This is a genomic window from Comamonas trifloxystrobinivorans, assembly GCF_043359985.1.
Taxonomy (GTDB): domain Bacteria; phylum Pseudomonadota; class Gammaproteobacteria; order Burkholderiales; family Burkholderiaceae_C; genus Comamonas; species Comamonas trifloxystrobinivorans.
Window position 1 is genome coordinate 226476 of the sequence record NZ_JBHZGV010000006.1, and the last position, 16858, is coordinate 243333.

The 16858-nt window shown below is 60.5% G+C and carries 17 protein-coding genes; 15 read left to right on the forward strand and 2 right to left on the reverse strand.

The annotated features are described in order from the left end of the window. Positions 1-63: 63 nt before the first annotated feature. Positions 64-2184 (reverse strand): replication restart helicase PriA, encoded by a 2121-nt coding sequence (gene priA / locus ACFIQF_RS08905; RefSeq protein WP_393942042.1) that lies wholly within the window; start codon positions 2182-2184, stop codon positions 64-66. A 910-nt stretch (positions 2185-3094) separates the two neighbouring features. Between priA and ACFIQF_RS08910 the strand changes: the two genes are divergently transcribed. The 3 genes from ACFIQF_RS08910 (at position 3095) to ACFIQF_RS08920 (ending at position 5591) form a co-directional block, all read left to right on the forward strand. Next, a complete protein-coding gene (locus tag ACFIQF_RS08910; RefSeq protein WP_393942043.1) occupies positions 3095-3889 on the forward strand; it encodes a lysophospholipid acyltransferase family protein in 795 nt (264 codons plus the stop codon). Between the two features lie 162 nt (positions 3890-4051). After that, positions 4052-5074, forward strand: coding sequence for a M48 family metallopeptidase (locus ACFIQF_RS08915; RefSeq protein ID WP_393942165.1), 1023 nt, complete (start codon positions 4052-4054; stop codon positions 5072-5074). An 82-nt stretch (positions 5075-5156) separates the two neighbouring features. Continuing rightward, positions 5157-5591, forward strand: coding sequence for a rhodanese-like domain-containing protein (locus ACFIQF_RS08920; protein ID WP_393942044.1), 435 nt, complete (start codon positions 5157-5159; stop codon positions 5589-5591). A 73-nt stretch (positions 5592-5664) separates the two neighbouring features. Here ACFIQF_RS08920 and lysM read toward each other — a convergent pair whose 3' ends face one another. Then, positions 5665-6123 carry a peptidoglycan-binding protein LysM gene (lysM, locus tag ACFIQF_RS08925; RefSeq protein WP_393942046.1) on the reverse strand — a complete coding sequence of 153 codons (459 nt, stop codon included), beginning with the start codon at positions 6121-6123 and terminating at the stop codon, positions 5665-5667. Between the two features lie 196 nt (positions 6124-6319). Between lysM and ACFIQF_RS08930 the strand changes: the two genes are divergently transcribed. The 12 genes from ACFIQF_RS08930 to ACFIQF_RS08985 all read left to right on the forward strand — a co-directional run bounded on the left by ACFIQF_RS08930 (position 6320) and on the right by ACFIQF_RS08985 (position 16840). After that, a complete protein-coding gene (locus ACFIQF_RS08930; protein WP_393942048.1) occupies positions 6320-7093 on the forward strand; it encodes a type III pantothenate kinase in 774 nt (257 codons plus the stop codon). A 209-nt stretch (positions 7094-7302) separates the two neighbouring features. Then, a complete protein-coding gene (gene rfbB, locus ACFIQF_RS08935; RefSeq protein WP_393942049.1) occupies positions 7303-8358 on the forward strand; it encodes a dTDP-glucose 4,6-dehydratase in 1056 nt (351 codons plus the stop codon). 61 nt (positions 8359-8419) lie between these two features. Further along, a complete protein-coding gene (rfbD, locus tag ACFIQF_RS08940; RefSeq protein ID WP_393942051.1) occupies positions 8420-9313 on the forward strand; it encodes a dTDP-4-dehydrorhamnose reductase in 894 nt (297 codons plus the stop codon). Between the two features lie 3 nt (positions 9314-9316). Continuing rightward, the gene (gene rfbA / locus ACFIQF_RS08945; protein WP_393942053.1) at positions 9317-10207 is read left to right on the forward strand and encodes a glucose-1-phosphate thymidylyltransferase RfbA; all 891 of its coding nucleotides are present in this window, start codon (positions 9317-9319) and stop codon (positions 10205-10207) included. A 5-nt stretch (positions 10208-10212) separates the two neighbouring features. Further along, positions 10213-10761 carry a dTDP-4-dehydrorhamnose 3,5-epimerase gene (rfbC, locus tag ACFIQF_RS08950; protein WP_393942055.1) on the forward strand — a complete coding sequence of 183 codons (549 nt, stop codon included), beginning with the start codon at positions 10213-10215 and terminating at the stop codon, positions 10759-10761. A gap of 116 nt (positions 10762-10877) precedes the next feature. Next, on the forward strand, positions 10878-12614 hold the full coding sequence (gspE, locus tag ACFIQF_RS08955) for a type II secretion system ATPase GspE (protein WP_393942057.1): 1737 nt from the start codon (positions 10878-10880) through the stop codon (positions 12612-12614). After that, the gene (locus ACFIQF_RS08960) at positions 12607-13878 is read left to right on the forward strand and encodes a type II secretion system F family protein (protein WP_393942059.1); all 1272 of its coding nucleotides are present in this window, start codon (positions 12607-12609) and stop codon (positions 13876-13878) included. The genes gspE and ACFIQF_RS08960 overlap by 8 nt, the downstream gene beginning before the upstream one ends. A 26-nt stretch (positions 13879-13904) precedes the next feature. Next, the gene (gspG, locus tag ACFIQF_RS08965; protein ID WP_393942060.1) at positions 13905-14336 is read left to right on the forward strand and encodes a type II secretion system major pseudopilin GspG; all 432 of its coding nucleotides are present in this window, start codon (positions 13905-13907) and stop codon (positions 14334-14336) included. A 32-nt stretch (positions 14337-14368) separates the two neighbouring features. Beyond that, the gene (locus tag ACFIQF_RS08970) at positions 14369-14851 is read left to right on the forward strand and encodes a GspH/FimT family pseudopilin (RefSeq protein WP_393942062.1); all 483 of its coding nucleotides are present in this window, start codon (positions 14369-14371) and stop codon (positions 14849-14851) included. Continuing rightward, positions 14848-15282, forward strand: a complete 435-nt coding sequence (locus tag ACFIQF_RS08975; RefSeq protein ID WP_393942064.1) for a prepilin-type N-terminal cleavage/methylation domain-containing protein — start codon at positions 14848-14850, stop codon at positions 15280-15282. Before ACFIQF_RS08970 ends, ACFIQF_RS08975 begins: the two co-directional genes overlap by 4 nt. 11 nt (positions 15283-15293) lie before the next feature. Beyond that, complete coding sequence (locus tag ACFIQF_RS08980) at positions 15294-15983, forward strand: prepilin-type N-terminal cleavage/methylation domain-containing protein (RefSeq protein WP_393942066.1); 690 nt, start codon at positions 15294-15296, stop codon at positions 15981-15983. Beyond that, positions 15980-16840 (forward strand): type II secretion system minor pseudopilin, encoded by an 861-nt coding sequence (locus ACFIQF_RS08985; protein ID WP_393942068.1) that lies wholly within the window; start codon positions 15980-15982, stop codon positions 16838-16840. Before ACFIQF_RS08980 ends, ACFIQF_RS08985 begins: the two co-directional genes overlap by 4 nt. Positions 16841-16858: the final 18 nt, after the last annotated feature.

The following is a 16858-nucleotide window of genomic DNA, read 5'->3' on the forward strand; positions in this document are numbered from 1 at the left end:
CTGCTTTTGCAAAGCCGCTGGTGCATTTTTGCAGGCACCAGCGGCTTTCGTTTTGCCTTCGTTTTAGATAGCTTGCGGATCCACGTCTACCAGCCAACGCACCAGCGGTTTGTGCTCGGGCTGGCTACGCAGCCAATGCAGCGTGGGCTGCCAGGCGCGCAGAAACTGCTGCAGTGCCTTGCGCGATGGGCTTTCCACCAGCATCTGAGCGCGCTCCACCTGCGCCACGCGTTGCACGGCCAGCGGTATGGGCGGGTAAACAAAAACCTCGTCCGAACCCGGCAACTGCTGGGCTTGCGCTGCTTCTGAGGCAGCACGAAGAAAGCCTTGTGCTACTTCTTGTGTGCGCGCATCGGCGCGGATGATGGCTTGGTGTGCAAACGGTGGCATGGCGGCATCGCGGCGCTCATGCAATTGCTGGGCGGCAAAACCGGGGTAGTCCCAGCGGCGCAAGGCTTGGTAAACGGCATGCTCGGGTTGCTGGGTTTGCAGCCACATTTCCACGCTGCTGCCGTGCTCGGCCACATAGGCGGCATCGCGCCCGGCACGGCCTGCAGCTTGCAGCAGCAGCGAAAAAAGCCGCTCCGGTGCGCGGAAGTCGCTGGACATCAGCGCGTCATCGGGCTGCACGGCAGCTACCAGGGTGACGCGGCGGAAATCATGGCCTTTGGCCACCATCTGTGTGCCCACCAGTACGTCCACTTCGCCAGCATGCATGCCGGCCAGTTTTTCCTGCAACTCGCCCTTGGCTTTGGTGGTGTCGGCATCAATGCGGGCAATGCGTGCCGGGTCGCCGTCGGGGCGCTGCACGTTGCGCAGCAGGCGTTCCAACTCTTCTTCCAACTGCTCGGTGCCTTTGCCCAGCGGCAGGATGTCGGGGTTGCCGCAGTTGGGGCAGGCATGCGGCACGCGCTGGCTGAAACCGCAGTGGTGGCAACGCAGGCTGCGGTCGTTCTTGTGGAAAACCTGGTGGGCGCTGCAATGCGGGCAATCGCTTTTCCAGCCGCAGTCGCCGCAAAACAGCACGGGCGCAAAGCCTCGGCGATTGAGCAGTACCAGCGATTGTTCGCCGCGCTGCACGCGCTGCGTGATGGCTTGCAGCAGCGCATCGGAAAAAACGGTGCGGCGCGGTTGCTGGCGCATGTCCACCAAGCGCAGGCGGGGCATTTGCCCAGCGCCTATCCGGCTGGGCATGGCCAGCCGTAGATAGCGGCCGCCCGGATCTTCCGGGCCGCCGCTTCCTGCCGGCCGGCTGGCCCACCAGCTTTCGAGCGAGGGCGTGGCTGAGCCCAAAATCACCTTGGCACCCAAGTCATGGCCGCGCCAGATCGCCAGATCGCGTGCCGAATAGCGCGCGCCTTCCTGTTGTTTGTAGCTGGGGTCGTGCTCTTCGTCGACGATCACCAAGCGCAGCTGCGGCATGGAGGCAAACACCGCCATGCGCGTGCCCAGCACCATGCGTGCCTGGCCGGTGTGCGCGGCCAGCCAGCTGTTCAGGCGCTGGGCCGGAGTCATTCCGCTGTGCATGCTGACCACGGCAGCTTCGCCCAACTGCGCGGCAAAGCGGGCGCGAAAGCGCGCTTCGAGCTGCGGCGTGAGATTGATCTCGGGCACCATCACCAGGACCTGGGCCGAGGCGTCTTGCTCCAGCAACTGGGCCGCCTGGTGCAGATAGACTTCGGTCTTGCCGCTGCCCGTGCTGCCAAAAAGCAGAAATGGGCCGCTATGGTTGTCTATTTGTTGGCAAACAGCAGTTTGTTCGTCACTCAGGGCGAGTGCGCAATCGCTGTCGGTTGTGGCGCTGCTGGCCTTGCTTTTGCGTTTGAGGCGGCGCGCCAATTGCTCGGTGCTCAGGTCGCGCAGGGCTGGCGGCAAGGCAGTGATGGCCATTTCGCCCAGGCTGCGCTGGTAATAACGGGCTGCAAACTGCACCAGGCGCAGCCAGCTGGCTGGCAGCGGTGCAATGCCGTCCAGTACCGCAGCAATGGGTTTGAGTGCCTCGGGTGTGCCGCTGTAGGTGCTGTCCTCGCCCCAGGCCACACCTAGCACCTCGCGCTTGCCCAGCGGTACGCGCAGCAAACTCCCCGTGGGAACGGCAGTGTCTGCGCGGTAGGTCAGCAGTTCGCTGCTGGCGCTGATGCTGGCATGGGCAGGGGTTTGGACGGCAACGGAAATCAGAGGCACGGTGGCAAGGGCAAAGAAAAGGGGCAGACGGAAACGGGCAAACGCAAGTTCCAGTGTAGAGGCTGGCAGCAGCTTTTGGCGCCAAGGCACGCCGCTGCCGGCAGCAGATAGCCACGTGGGTATAGGTATTTTTACGGCATGCCTTGGAGCGGGCAAGGCAGGCGCCGGCTTGTAGGAAACTTACTCACAGGGGAATTCTGACGATAAATCAATGGTGCAGCCGAATTTCTGTGGATAACTTTGTTGACTAACTGGCACTGGTTCCGCTGTGTTGGACATAGCACAGATTGTCAGGCGCTGATGCCTTGGCGGCGACAAAAAATTTTATTAATTATTTTCAACAAGTTATATTGATTTACTGCCGGTTTTGAAAAAGCGACCTGGAGATTTGTGCTAAGGGGTCTGCTTTCCACATTGTGTGCATAAGTGCTTGCTCACTGCAAATGCGGCAGAGGGTGTGAGAGATTTTAGCTATTGCGATTATTAAGGCAATCTCTTGTGATGGCTGACTTATCCACTGCAATGGCTTGATCTGTAAAGAAATTCAGTGCCATTCTTTGTTTCTCTTGCAACTTGTTGATAAGCTGGTGGCAGCTTGTGTGCGGTCTGTGGTTTATTGCTTTTTACATGCAAAAAAAATTGTTTTATTCCAATGACTTGGTAATTTTTTGTCGGCGCTGGAGTGTTTGGCGTAAGCAAGGGCAACCCGCAGGCCCAAGCAGGGCAAGATCGGTGCAAGGCCGCCTTGGCTTGTGCGTTATCCCCACGCGGCATGGCTTTGCGCATCCGATATGATGGGCGCTTCTTCACCACTGTGGCGCAGACGTTGCTCGTGCACAAGATCTTTGCCCGGCCAGGCCGGGTTGGGTCCAGGGCTTGGTGAACCCCGCATTTCCCCCGCTAGCCATTCATGTCGCTGATTCGATCGATTTTGCATGCGCTCTTCATGAGCCTGACGGTGATTCCGTACACCTTGACCATTTTGCTGCTGCGCGTTTTTGGCGCGAGCAGCCTGACGCGCTACAAAGTGGCGCGTGCCTGGCTCAAGCTGGCCGCTGACAGCACGGGCTGGATCTGTGGCCTCAAGGTGCGCACCCAGGGTATGGAAAATCTGCCGGTCAACAGCGAGCAGGGCGTGGTGCTGCTGTGCAAGCACCAGTCCACTTTCGAGACCTTTTTGATGCCGGCCATCATGCCCAAGCCGCTGGCCTATGTGTTCAAGAAAGAGCTGCTGAAGGTGCCGTTTTTTGGCTGGTCGATCGGTTCGCTGGACATGATCCACATCGACCGCAAGGACGGCAGCCGCGCCTTCCACAAGGTGGTTGAGCAGGGCAAACGCCTGCTGGGCCAAGGCATCTGGGTGATCATGTTTCCCGAAGGCACGCGTATCGCCCGTGGCGAAGCTGGTGATTACAAAACCGGCGCCACTCGCTTGGCCATCATGACGGGCGCGCAGGTGGTGCCGATTGCGGTGACTTCGGCCAAATGCTGGCCGCGCAAGGCGTTTATCAAAACGCCAGGCATTGTGGATGTGTCTGTGGGCAAGCCGATCGACAGCAAAGGCCGCAAGCATGATGAGCTGATGGCCGAGGTGGAGTATTGGATTGAATCCGAAATGCGCCGCCTGGACCCGGAAGCCTATGTGGGCAAGCCTGCCTTGGTGCCGCCTGCCGAGCGTGCAGCCGCCACCGCAGTGGCCGATTGACAGACAGGAGACGGCCGACTTGCCTGCTTGCGATCTCCCACTTTTGTCGCAAAAAATGAGAAAAATCAGAGCTGCCAGTGCTTGCCTGCCAAGTGCTGGCAGTAGTTTTTTCTGCCCGATGTGCCGCTGGGCTTGGCTGGGAGGCAGGGACTGATGGTCGATGTGCGCCGCCTGGTGCAGTTGGCACTGGATTTGTGGGACCGCAGCGAGCCCGAGGCCGCCAAGGCTGAGCCAGAGAAGCCGGCTCCGGCGCCTGCGCCAGCTGCGCTGCCGCCAGTTGCTCCAGCGCCATTGCAGCCGGTAAAGCCGATGCCGCCCAGTGCACCGCGCGCTGTTCATCCGCTGGGTTCGCCGCCTTCGCTGTCAACAGAGGAGTCGCAAGCCCAGCCTTTGTCTGGCAGCTTGCTGCCGCAATCTTTCGAGCACCCGGCGGCCAATCGAACGGTGCTGCTGGCAGGCACGCATGTCGCCTACCAGTTGCAGCGCGCCAAGCGGCGCAGCATTGGTTTTTTGGTGGGCGAAGACGGCTTGGTGGTGCGTGCGCCGCGCTGGGTCACGCAAAGCGGCATTGATGAGGCCTTGCTGGAAAAATCCGACTGGATCGTGCGCAAGCTCGGAGAGATGCAGCGCCGCCATGCGCACAGCCTGAGTGCCACCATTCGCTGGGAAGACGGCGCCAGCTTGCCGTTTCTGGGCCAGCCGCTGCAATTGGTGATTGACAGCGAGCAGCGCGTGGCGCGCGCAGGCGCGGTCTGGCGGGTGGAGCAAGAGCTGCCGGGCAGCCCCTCGCGCCTGTATCTGGCCTTGCCGCGCCATGCCACGCGCGAGCAGATCCGCGATGTGGTGCAGGCCTGGTTCATGAGAAGTGCACGCCAGCATTTTCTGGCGCGGCTGGCGCATTTTGCGCCGCTGCTGCGCGTGCAGTACACCAGCCTGCGCTTGTCGAGCGCCGAAACGCGCTGGGGCAGTGCCAAATCGGACGGTTCGATCCGCCTGAACTGGCGTTTGATGCATTACACGCCGGCCATCATCGACTATGTGGTGGCCCACGAGTTGGCCCATTTGCGCGTCATGGACCACAGCCCGCGCTTTTGGGACACCGTGGCCGAGGTTGTGCCCGACCATCGCGCCCTGCGCCAGCAGCTCAAGGAAATGCCCGCCCCGCCGTGGGAGCAGGCGCTCTGAGCGCAGTAGAATTTCGCCGCAAACCCTGCCGGTGATGGTGTGCGAAGCGCTGGCAGCCACTCATTCAGACAAAGGATTCGCCATGGCTTTGAGCGCCGAGCAGCAAACCATTCACCCCGCCAGCGGCTACGCGGGCGACATTGCGCCGCAACTGGCCTGGCACTGGGTGCAGACCGGCGAGGCGGTCATGGTGGATGTGCGAACCGACGCCGAGCGCGCCTGGGTAGGCCAAGTGCCGGGTGCCGTGCCCCTGGCTTGGAAGCAATGGCCTGGCATGGCGCAAAACCCGGATTTTGATGCGCAGTTGCAAGCCCTGGCGCAGCAGGCGGCAGGCAAAAAACTGGTGTTGCTTTGCCGCAGTGGTGTGCGCTCGGTAGCGGCGGCCAAGCGCGCGGCGGAGTTGGGTATTGATGCCTACAACATTCTGCAGGGCTTTGAGGGTGATGCTGATGCGCAAGGCCAGCGCGGCAAGCTCGGAGGTTGGCGCTTTCACGGCCTGCCCTGGCAGCAAGGCTGAGAGCGACCCGGATAACAAAAAGGACAACAAAAAAGGACTCCGAAGAGTCCTTTTTGCTGGGTTCCACACTGGCTTACAGCGCAGGAATGCGCAGCTTCTGGCCGGGGTAGATTTTGTCGGGGTGGCTCAGCATGGGCTTGTTGGCCTCGAAGATCACCATGTACTTGTTGGGATCGCCGTAGAACTGCTTGGAGATCTTGGACAGGTTGTCGCCCGAGACCACGTCGTAGTACTTGGCTTCCGGCTCGGGGTTGGTGACGGACATCTGGTTGTCCACATCGCTCACGCTCGAGACGTTGCCGCAGCACAGAGTGACTTTTTCCTTGGCGGCCTGCGTGGGCGCCACGCCGGTCACGGTGACCTTGCCTGCGTCAAATGCCACCTTCACGTCAGACACGCCCAGGTTTTGCGTGCCAATGTACTTTTCAATGGCAGCGCCAGCGGCTGCGTTCAGGTCTTGCGGGGCGGCGGCGGCTTCTTTGCCACCGAACAGTTTTTCACCGGCTTCCTTGATAAAGCTGAACAGTCCCATTGCTTGACTCCTTGAGGGTTGGTTGCAGGAAGCGCTCAATATAAACGCCTTTGTTGACATGGCAAGGCTTGACAGCGGCGCTTCAACAAAATTCACAGTACCTTCCCGGCCCATAGTGAAACACCAAGCATAAAAGACCTGCCAGATGTTGCATCTGCAACAAGCGGTGAGCGCAAAAAGGCTCATAATGCCGCCCATGCATTTTCTGGCCATCGACGTAGGGAACACACGCCTCAAGTGGGCCATGTATGACGCAGCGCGCCCCGGCGCAGACGTGCTTGCGCATGGCGTGGAGTTTTTGGATAACATCGAACGCCTGGCCGAAGGCAGCTGGGCCGAGCTGCCCGAGCCGCAACACATGCTGGGCTGCGTGGTGGCTGGCGATGTGGTGCGCCGCCGCGTGCAAGAGCAGCTGGAGCTGTGGGATGTGACGCCCAACTGGGTGGTCTCCAGCACGCAAGAGGCGGGGCTGACCAATGGCTACGACCATCCCACGCGCCTGGGAACCGACCGCTGGGTAGCCATGATTGGCGCCTGGCACCATGTGCTGGCGCAAGGCCGGCAGCGTCCGGTGGTGGTGGTCATGGTCGGCACGGCAGTGACGGTGGAAGCGATCGATGCCAGCGGCAAGTTTTTGGGTGGCCTGATCTTGCCCGGTCACGGCATCATGCTGCGCGCCCTGGAAGCGGGCACCGCCGGCCTGCATGTGCCGACCGGTGAAGTCACCGCTTTTCCCACCAATACCAGTGATGCACTGACCAGCGGCGGCACCTACGCCATTGCGGGCGCCGTCGAGCGCATGGTGCAGCACGTGATTGCGCATTGCGGTGAAGAGCCGGCCTGTGTGATGACGGGCGGTGCGGGCTGGAAAATGATGCCCAGCATGACCCGCCCTTTTGAGCTGGTGGAAAACCTGATTTTTGACGGCTTGCTGCATATTGCGCACAGCCGCTTTGGCAGCAAGGTCTGATGGCAGGCCCAGGGTTGGGTGAATAAATTTAGAGCAACTACCTTGTAGTCAATCACTGCTCGCTCTTGAATTGATAGCATCTGAGCCCTTCACTCATCGTTCTCTTCGCTTGCTAACAACAGCGGGACAGGCTTTGCCGTTTGTCCAGGGGCTGGATGAAAGGGCAGTGCGATAATGGGCGGTTATTTGCTCTACTACGCTCACTGCCCATGATTCTCGTCACCGGAGGCGCCGGCTTTATCGGCTCGAACTTTGTACTGGACTGGCTGGCTGGCTCGGACGAGCCGGTGGTCAATCTCGACAAGCTGACCTACGCCGGTAATTTGCACAATCTGCAAAGTCTGCAAGGCGACGAGCGCCACCGCTTTGTGCAGGGCGATATTGGTGACCGCGCGCTGTTGGATCGCCTGCTGGCTGAGCACCAGCCACGCGCCATCATCCACTTTGCCGCAGAGAGCCATGTGGACCGTTCCATCCACGGCCCGGAAGACTTTATCCAGACCAATGTCGTGGGTACCTTGCGCTTGCTTGAAGCAGCTCGCGCCTACTGGAACGGTCTGCAGGGCCAAGCCAAGAGCGATTTCCGCTTTTTGCATGTGTCGACCGACGAGGTCTACGGCAGTCTGGAAAAGACGGACCCCGCGTTTACTGAAGACAACAATTACGAACCCAACAGCCCGTACAGCGCCAGCAAGGCAGCCAGCGATCATCTGGTGCGCGCCTGGTTCCACACCTACGGTTTGCCGGTGCTGACCACCAATTGCAGCAACAACTACGGGCCCTATCACTTCCCGGAGAAACTGATCCCGCTGATGATCGTCAATGCTTTGGCCGGCAAGGCGTTGCCGGTGTACGGCGACGGCATGCCGATCCGCGACTGGCTGTATGTCAAAGACCATTGCAGTGCCATCCGCCGAGTGCTGCAAGGCGGGCAATTGGGTGAAACCTATAACGTCGGTGGCTGGAACGAGATGCCGAACATCGAGATCGTCAAGCGCGTCTGCAGCTTGCTCGATGAGCTGCGCCCACGTGCCGATGGCCAGTCGTATGCCGAGCAGATCAGTTTCGTCAAAGATCGTCCCGGCCACGACCGCCGCTATGCCATTGATGCGCGCAAGCTCGAGCGCGAGCTGGGCTGGAAACCGGCCGAAACCTTTGACACCGGTATCCGCAAGACGGTGCAATGGTATTTGGACAACCAGGACTGGGTGCAGCAGGTGCAATCCGGTGCATACAAGGAATGGCTGAACAAGCAGTACGCCTGATCTTGTCCGCCACACGGCAGCAGGTATTGGCTGGCCATGCACTGAAGCCAGAATGGATGCAATGAAGATATTGTTATTGGGCAAGAACGGCCAGGTGGGCTGGGAGCTGCAACGCAGCCTGCAGCCGCTGGGTGAAGTAGTGGCGCTGGATCGCCACAGTGCTCCCCTGTGTGGCGATTTGTTGCAGCCTGATCAACTGGCGCAGACCGTGCGCTCGGTGGCGCCAGACGTCATCGTCAACGCCGCCGCCTACACCGCAGTGGACAAAGCTGAGAGCGACAGCGCAGCCGCCCGCACCATCAACGCCGAGGCGGTTGCTGTGCTGGCCCGTGAAGCGCAGGCCCTGGGCGCCTGGCTGGTGCACTACAGCACCGACTATGTTTTCAACGGCGGTGGCAGCCAGCCCTGGCGTGAAGACGATGCGACCGGGCCGTTGTCTGTTTATGGCCAGACCAAGCTGGAAGGCGAGCAGGCCATCACGCGCAGCGGCGCCAAACACTTGGTGTTTCGCACCAGCTGGGTGTATGCAGCGCGTGGCGGCAACTTCGCCAAAACCATGCTTCGGCTGGCGCAAGAGCGCGAGCAACTGGCGGTCATTGACGACCAATGGGGCGCGCCCACCGGTGCAGAACTGATTGCCGACGTGACCGCGCAAGCTTTGCGCAGTGCCATGGCCAGCGAGCAGGACCTGGGTGGCATCTACCATTTGGTGGCTGCTGGCGAAACTACCTGGAACCGCTACGCCAAGTTTGTGCTGGAGCAGGCTAAGCAGATCAACCCGGCTTTGAACCTGCGCGCCCGGGAGGTGCAAGCGGTGGAAACGGCTGCTTTCCCGACGCCAGCCAAGCGCCCGAACAACTCGCGACTGAATACTGAGCAATTGCAACAGCGCTTCGGGCTGGCCTTGCCGCAATGGCAGGCCGGTGTGCAGCGCATGCTGCAGGAAATTTTGTAAAACATGACTACGCAAGCACGCAAAGGCATCATCCTGGCGGGCGGCTCCGGCACCCGTCTGCATCCAGCTACCCTGGCCGTCAGCAAGCAATTGCTGCCGGTCTACGACAAGCCCATGATTTATTACCCGCTGACGGCCTTGATGCTGGCGGGGATCAAAGAAATCCTGATCATCAGCACGCCGCAGGACACGCCTCGCTTTGAACAACTGCTGGGCGACGGCAGCCAGTGGGGCATTCAACTGCAATACGCGGTACAACCCAGCCCGGATGGCCTGGCCCAGGCATTTCTGATTGGTGAGTCGTTCCTCAACGGTGCGCCGAGTGCGCTGGTGCTGGGTGACAACATCTTTTATGGTCACGATTTCTACAAGCTGCTGGGCAGCGCCATGCAGCGTGAAGCTGGTGCCAGTGTGTTTGCCTACCACGTCAACGATCCGGAGCGCTATGGCGTGGCCGAGTTCGACAAAGAGGGCAAGGTGCTGTCGCTGGAAGAAAAGCCTGCCAAGCCCAAGAGCAATTACGCGGTGACCGGCCTGTATTTTTATGACCACCAGGTCGTGGAGCTGGCCAAGAGCTTGAAGCCTTCGCCACGCGGCGAGCTGGAAATCACCGATCTGAACCGTTTGTACCTCGAAAAAGGCCAGCTCAGCGTCGAGATCATGGGCCGGGGCTATGCCTGGCTCGACACCGGCACGCACGACAGCCTGCTCGAAGCGGGTCAATTCATCGCCACGCTGGAGAGCCGCCAAGGCCTGAAGATCGCCTGCCCGGAAGAAATTGCCTGGCGCAGTGGTTACATCGACGACGCGCAGCTGGCAGCCTTGGCCAAGCCGCTGGCCAAAAACGGCTATGGCCAATACTTGCAGCGTTTGCTCAAGGACCCGCAGGAGTAAAGCGCATGCAAGTGATTGATACCGCTATTGGCGACGTCAAGATCATTGAGCCCAAGGTGTTTGGTGATGCACGTGGTTTTTTCTTTGAAAGCTTTACCCAGAAGGCCTTCGATGCTGCCGTGGGCAAGCACTACGATTTTGTGCAGGACAACCACAGCAAGAGCAGCCGTGGCGTGTTGCGTGGCCTGCACTACCAGATTGAGCAGGCGCAAGGCAAGCTGGTACGGGTAGTGGAAGGCCGTGTGCTGGATGTGGCGGTCGATATCCGCAAAAGCTCTCCCAGTTTTGGCCAGTGGGTGGCGGTGGAGTTGAGTGCTGACAACAAACGTCAACTCTGGGTGCCACCAGGGTTTGCCCATGGTTTTGTGGTTTACAGCGAAACGGCCGAATTTTTGTACAAAACCACCGATTACTATGCGCCTGCACACGAGCGCTGCATTGCCTGGAATGACCCGCAGCTGGCGATTGACTGGCAGTTGGGCGACATCACTCCCCAGCTCTCGGCCAAGGACCAGCAAGGCAAGGCCTTTGCTGCGGCCGAAGTGTTTGCCTGACGCAACCAAACTGCCTCCTCTATCGCCTCCCAAATGTCTCCCTTTGTTGCCCCTAGACTGACGGCCTCGGTGGCATGGACAATAGCCGCCACCATGGGCAGAAAGCATAACAACGCATGACTACCAGCACGATTGACGAGAACCTGAGCAGCGCCGACCCGGCGGTGGCTCAAGTACGCCCATTTTTGGGTGAAATGCTGGTGCAGGCGGGCAAGCTCTCGCCGCGCGACCTGGAGCGTGCGCTGCAGGCCCAGCAGGAAATGGGCAACCTGATTGGCCAGGTGCTGGTGCAGCTGGGTCTGGTCTCCGAGATGGATCTGATGCAGACGCTGGCGCTTCAGCTGCAGATCCCTTTCACCTTGGCCGCGGATTTTCCGACGGAAGTGGTTGAAGTGCCTGGCCTGTTACCGGAGTTCCAACACGCGCAGCATGTGTTCCCGTTGAAACTGGAGAACGGCGTGCTGGAAGTGGCGATGACCTCGCCGCAGGACCCGTTCGTCATCAAGGCGCTGCAAATGTCTACCGGGCTGGAGATCCGCCCGCATCTGGCGCTCGAAGCCGACATCGAAAAAGCCCTGCAAGAGCCCGAGCCCGAAGAGGAAGAGGGCGACGACGACGGCCTGTTTGGCGATGGCGCCGATGTGGGCGACTTTGTCGAGCACTTGAAAGACCTGGCCAGCGAAGCGCCGGTGATCCGTCTGGTCAACAGCATCATTGGCAAGGTCACCGATTTGCGCGCCTCGGATATTCACCTGGAGCCGTTTGACGACGGTCTGCATGTGCGCTACCGCGTGGACGGCGTGATCCACCCTGGCGAGCTGGTGCCGCCGCGCCTGTCGGCCGCTGTCGGTTCGCGCGTCAAGCTCATGGCGCATCTGGACATTGCCGAGCGCCGCTTGCCGCAAGACGGGCGTATCAAAACCCGGGTCAAAGGCCGTGAGTTGGATTTGCGCGTCTCGACCGTGCCCACGGTGCATGGCGAAAGCATCGTGATGCGTGTGCTGGACCGCGCCAGTGTGCGGCTGCAGCTCGAAACCATGGGGTTTGCCAAAGACACGCTGGCCAAGTTCAACGACTTGCTGGCGCGCCCGCACGGCATTTTGCTGGTGACCGGTCCTACCGGCTCCGGTAAAACGACTACCTTGTACGCGGCGCTCTCGAAGATCGATGCAGAGGCCAACAAGATCATCACGGTGGAAGACCCGGTCGAATACCAGCTCGAAGGCATCAACCAAATCCAGGTGCACTCGCAGATCAACCTGACGTTCGCCAACGCCTTGCGCTCCATCCTGCGCCAAGACCCGGACATCATCATGATCGGTGAAATGCGTGACGGCGAAACCGCGCAGATCGCGGTGCAGTCGGCCCTGACGGGTCACTTGGTGCTCTCCACGCTGCACACCAACACGGCCGCTGGCGCCATCACCCGTATGCAGGATATGGGTGTGGAAAGCTATCTGATTACTTCGTCGGTCAACGGCGTTCTGGCGCAGCGCCTGGTGCGTACCCTGTGCAGCAACTGCAAGGAAGCCTTCGAGCCGGGCGAAGAAGTGCGGCGCGTCTCCGGCCTGGCGCGTTTCAGCCAGGTGGGCCAGCCGGTTTACCGCGCAGTCGGCTGCAATGTGTGCCGCCAGACCGGCTACAAAGGCCGAACCGGCATCCATGAGCTGTTTGTGCTCGACGAGCCCATGCGCAATGCCATCAATGCAGGCAAGGATTCGAACGAGCTGTTCAACCTGGCGGCCAAATCGGGCATGCTCAGCCTGCACGAAGACGGCCTGCGCAAGGTTGCAGCCGGCATGACCACGCTGGACGAAGTGGCCCGCGTCACCCAGGACCAAGTCGATGGCTGATTTTGCTTGGCACGCCATCAACGCCAGCGGCGAACAAGTCCGCGGCACCTTCCACGCGCCCAATGTGGCCGCGGTGCAAAAGCACTTGCGCGCGCAAAAACTGACGCCGGTGCGCATTGTCGATGCGGCCGATGCCGCAGCGCTGATGCCTGCAGGCGGCAAGGCGGATAAAAAGGCCGACGCCGGCAATGCCATCGTCAAGGCCAAAGCCACCAAAACGCAAAAAGGCCCGGCCAAGGCAGCCGATGTGCTGTCCATGACCTCGGAGCTGTCGATCATGCTCAAGGCCGGTCTGGCTTTGGACAACGCTTTGCGCGTGCTGATCGACATGGCCTACAAAGACAGCATGCGTGAGCTGCTGACCGGCGTGCTGGAGGCGGTGAAGGGCGGCGTGCCGCTGTCCAAGGCGCTGATGGCACACCAGGAGCTGTTTGGCGACTTTTATATCAATATGGTGCGCTCGGGCGAGGCCAGCGGCCAGATGTCGGCTGTGCTGCAGCGCCTGGTCGAGCACTTGGAGCGCCAGCGTGCGCTCAAGGAAAGCGTGATCTCGGCCACCATCTACCCGATGATTCTGGTGGCGGTGGCGATTTTGTCCCTGATCGCCATGCTTGGCTTTGTGGTACCGCAGTTTGAAAAACTGTTCACCGACATGGGCGACGCACTGCCCACGCCGACCAAGATCGTCATGACCATTGGCCAAGCGTTCCGCAAGAATGGCTGGCTGATTTTGCTGGGCACGGCGCTGTTCGTGTACCTGGTGCGCCGCTGGTTCCAGTCGCCCAAGGGGCGGTTGTGGTGGCAAGGCGTGCTGCTGCGCATGCCGCTGCTGGGGCGCTTGGCGCTCAAATACCAGCTGACGCTGTATTCGCGCTCGCTCGGCACACTGCTGGGCAATGGCGTGCCGCTGCTGACAGCGCTGCACATCGCCACTGACACGGTGAGCAACCGTTTGATTCAAGGTGAGCTGGCCAAGATTCCGCCCATTGTCAAAGAGGGCGGCAAGATGGTTCAGGCCATGAACACGACCACGGTTTTTGAGCCGCTGGCCGTCAATCTGGTGCGCGTGGGCGAAGAAACCGGTCGCCTCGGCCCGATGATGCTGGAGCTGTCGAACATTCTCAACCGCGAGGTGGAGACCGGCATCAAACGCGCACTGACCATGATCGAGCCTATTTTGATTCTGGTGCTTGGCATCTTGATCGCCTCGATCATTGTTTCGATCCTGATGGGCATTCTGTCCGTCAACGATCTGGCTGCTTAATTTATTTACTGCAAGGAGAGCCCGCCATGAAGGCCTTTATGAACCAGAAGCTGCAACGCAAGAGCCGCGGCTTCACGCTGATCGAACTGCTGGTGGTGCTGGCTATTCTGACCCTGCTGGCCGGCCTGGTCGGCCCCAAGGTGCTGAGCCAGTTGGGCGGCGCCAAGTCCAAAACCGCCGGTGTACAGATTGCCGATTTGCAAAAGGCGCTGGACATCTTCAAGCTCGATGTGGGCCGCTACCCCACCTCGGAAGAAGGTTTGGCCGCATTGGCCAAGCAGCCGGGCAATGTGCGCGGCTGGAACGGCCCTTACCTGACTGGTGGCGTGCCCAACGATCCTTGGAACAACCCTTACCGTTACACGCTCAACGGCGGCCAGGTCGAAATATTGACGCTGGGCTCGGATGGCCAGCCTGGCGGTGAAGGCGAAGCTGCTGACATTCGCAACGCCCAGTAAACGACTGCTTTGCTCAATCCACTGAGGCTAAAGTGAACACCATCCGGCCATGGCCGCGCCACACCACACGCACAGCAGAGCGGGGCTTTACCCTGATCGAGCTGATGGTGGTGTTCGCCATCATGGCCTTGGTGGTGGCCATGGCGCCGGTGGCTTATGACAAACTCAAAGAAGGCGTGGAGTACCGCGACACGGTACGCACCATGCTGACCCAACTCCGGGCCGCACGCTTTGGAGCGGTATCGCAGGGCGTGCCGGTGCGCTTTACGGTCGATCTGCAAAACCGGCTCTACGGCACGGATGCTGCGCACAAGGCCATCCCGGAAGCGGTTGAGCTGCGCACCACGGTGGCGGATCGGGAGTTTGATCCCGGCAAAGCGGCCTCCATCGTCTTTCTGGCCTCAGGTGGCTCTACCGGCGGCAGTATTGAAATACTGCGCAAATCCGGTGCCGGCACGCGCCTGCGGGTGGATTGGTTATCCGGCCGCGTCACCCAGGAGCCCTTGTTGCAATGAGGGCGCTCACTGCTATTTCGGCTGCACGTCGCCAGCGCGGGATGACCTTGCTGGAGATTCTGGTGGCGCTCGCCATCATGGCCATCTCTCTGGGCATGATTTACCGTGCCACGGGCAGCAACGCTCGCAGTGTCGGCGATCTGGACCGTTACCAATACGCGGTGCAACTGGCGCAGTCGATCATGGAGTCGCGTGACTCGGTCTATGAAAGCGGTTGGAACGAGGCGGGCGAAAGCAACGGCTACCACTGGAGCGTGCAAAGCGCGCCCTACAAAACCGATGTGGGCGAAAGCCCCAATATTCCGCTTTTGCACCAGGTGCACATCACGGTGAGTTGGGCAGAGGGGGAGCGCGCCCGCAGTTTTGAACTGGACACACTGCGTGCCCAGCGCCGGCCGCCGGATCCATCAGAAAGCGGGCGCCAACCATGATGGCTGTCCGTATGAAACACGCGCGACGTTCGCGCGCCCGAGGTTTTACTTTGGTGGAAATGCTGGTGGCCTTGTCGCTGCTGTCGTTGATCGTGCTCGGCCTGGCGGGCGCCATGGGCACGATGGGCCGCACCGAAACCAGTATCGACAACCGCCTGGAGCGCATGGACGAGTCGCGCACCAGCGCCGATTTCCTGCGCGCCATTTTGGGCCGCATCTCGGCCAAGCGTATAGAAGGCCTGCAAGTGCAGGGCATGCTTGAGCGCAATACGCCGCAATACTTTTTCTCCGGCGCGGCTCAGGCGATGACTTGGGTGGGTGTCATGCCCGCACGCTATGGCGCCGGTGGCCGTTACCACTTCCGCTTGGCCATGGGCGAGTATCTGGGTGCCCCCGCTGTGGTGCTGAGCTATACGCCCTGGGTAGACCAGGAAACCCAGCCCAATTGGGGAGCTGCTGAGAACTATCCGATCTTGCCGCATGCAACAGGTTTGAGCCTTCAGTACCTCAATGCCGCTGTTGATCCGCCCGTATGGGGTGCAAGCTGGGGTGCGCCAGACCAATTGCCACAAGCTGTACAAATTGTGATGGCGACCGAGACCTCCGTGCTGCCACCTGTGGTGGTGCAGATGCGCGTGATGCCTGCGGGTGATCCTCGGGGTGGCGGCGGGGGTGCCTCACTGGGAGGGGGAGCCGGATGACTCGTTACGGTAAGGCAAGAACAGCTTCTGAGCGCGGTATGGCGCTGATCGCGGTGCTGTGGCTGGTTGCTGCGTTGAGTTTGATGGTCACAGGCGTCAGTGGCGTGGTCCGCCAGGAAACGCGCGCTTTAGGCACGGCTAAAGACCGCGTCAACGCGCAAGCGGCAGGTGATGCGGCGGTGATCTTGGTGCTCCAACAACTGACGGCGGAAAGAGTGGTGATTCAGCAGTGGACAGACACCTCCGTGAACTTCCAAGGGGTCGATATTCCAGTCAGCATCATGCCACTGAGTGGACTGATCAATATCAACGGCGCATCGCTACCTCTCTTGTCTGCATTACTGACAGTTGGGGGAGGACTGCCAGAAGGTGCTGCTCAGGAGCTGGCTGTGCGTATTTTGGACAGGCGTGAGCGCTCGTCATTGGAGGGGCATCGCCCCGAGCGTTTCGAGGCGATTGAAGACCTGATGCAAGTGCCCGGAATCGATTATGACCTCTATGCTAGACTCGCGCCCTTGGTCACAACCGCCAGTGCTGGTTCTGGCGGATCTGCGGTCAACCCACTGGCGGCACCGTTCGAAGTCTTGCGGATTCTGACCAACGGCAATGATGGCGCTGCCCAACAAATAGTTGCCAGTCGGGCATCCGGTCCCGATGGTATCGATCTCACCGGACTCGACCCCAGCCTTGCTCGCGCTGGTGGTGGCCAACGGCGTTACCGAGTGACAGCAAAAGTTCCTATGGCGGATGGCAGAGTATTCCTTGTTGATCGCAGCGTGTATTTTGGTGCTCGCAGCCGTGATGGTTTGCCCTGGTACACATTTGAGTCGCGCCAAATGCTACAGCCCACGCTTTGAGAAAGCAGAAGAAACGGT

Bases quoted from the DNA above. Each gene is read 5' to 3' on its own strand.
- ACFIQF_RS08910 (WP_393942043.1), top strand. From the start codon at position 3,095: ATGTCGCTGATTCGATCGATTTTGCATGCGCTCTTCATGAGCCTGACG.
- ACFIQF_RS08920 (WP_393942044.1), top strand. From the start codon at position 5,157: ATGGCTTTGAGCGCCGAGCAGCAAACCATTCACCCCGCCAGCGGCTAC.
- lysM (WP_393942046.1), bottom strand. From the start codon at position 6,123: ATGGGACTGTTCAGCTTTATCAAGGAAGCCGGTGAAAAACTGTTCGGT.
- ACFIQF_RS08930 (WP_393942048.1), top strand. From the start codon at position 6,320: ATGCATTTTCTGGCCATCGACGTAGGGAACACACGCCTCAAGTGGGCC.
- rfbB (WP_393942049.1), top strand. From the start codon at position 7,303: ATGATTCTCGTCACCGGAGGCGCCGGCTTTATCGGCTCGAACTTTGTA.
- rfbD (WP_393942051.1), top strand. From the start codon at position 8,420: ATGAAGATATTGTTATTGGGCAAGAACGGCCAGGTGGGCTGGGAGCTG.
- rfbA (WP_393942053.1), top strand. From the start codon at position 9,317: ATGACTACGCAAGCACGCAAAGGCATCATCCTGGCGGGCGGCTCCGGC.
- rfbC (WP_393942055.1), top strand. From the start codon at position 10,213: ATGCAAGTGATTGATACCGCTATTGGCGACGTCAAGATCATTGAGCCC.
- gspE (WP_393942057.1), top strand. From the start codon at position 10,878: ATGACTACCAGCACGATTGACGAGAACCTGAGCAGCGCCGACCCGGCG.
- ACFIQF_RS08960 (WP_393942059.1), top strand. From the start codon at position 12,607: ATGGCTGATTTTGCTTGGCACGCCATCAACGCCAGCGGCGAACAAGTC.
- gspG (WP_393942060.1), top strand. From the start codon at position 13,905: ATGAAGGCCTTTATGAACCAGAAGCTGCAACGCAAGAGCCGCGGCTTC.
- ACFIQF_RS08975 (WP_393942064.1), top strand. From the start codon at position 14,848: ATGAGGGCGCTCACTGCTATTTCGGCTGCACGTCGCCAGCGCGGGATG.
- ACFIQF_RS08980 (WP_393942066.1), top strand. From the start codon at position 15,294: ATGAAACACGCGCGACGTTCGCGCGCCCGAGGTTTTACTTTGGTGGAA.
- ACFIQF_RS08985 (WP_393942068.1), top strand. From the start codon at position 15,980: ATGACTCGTTACGGTAAGGCAAGAACAGCTTCTGAGCGCGGTATGGCG.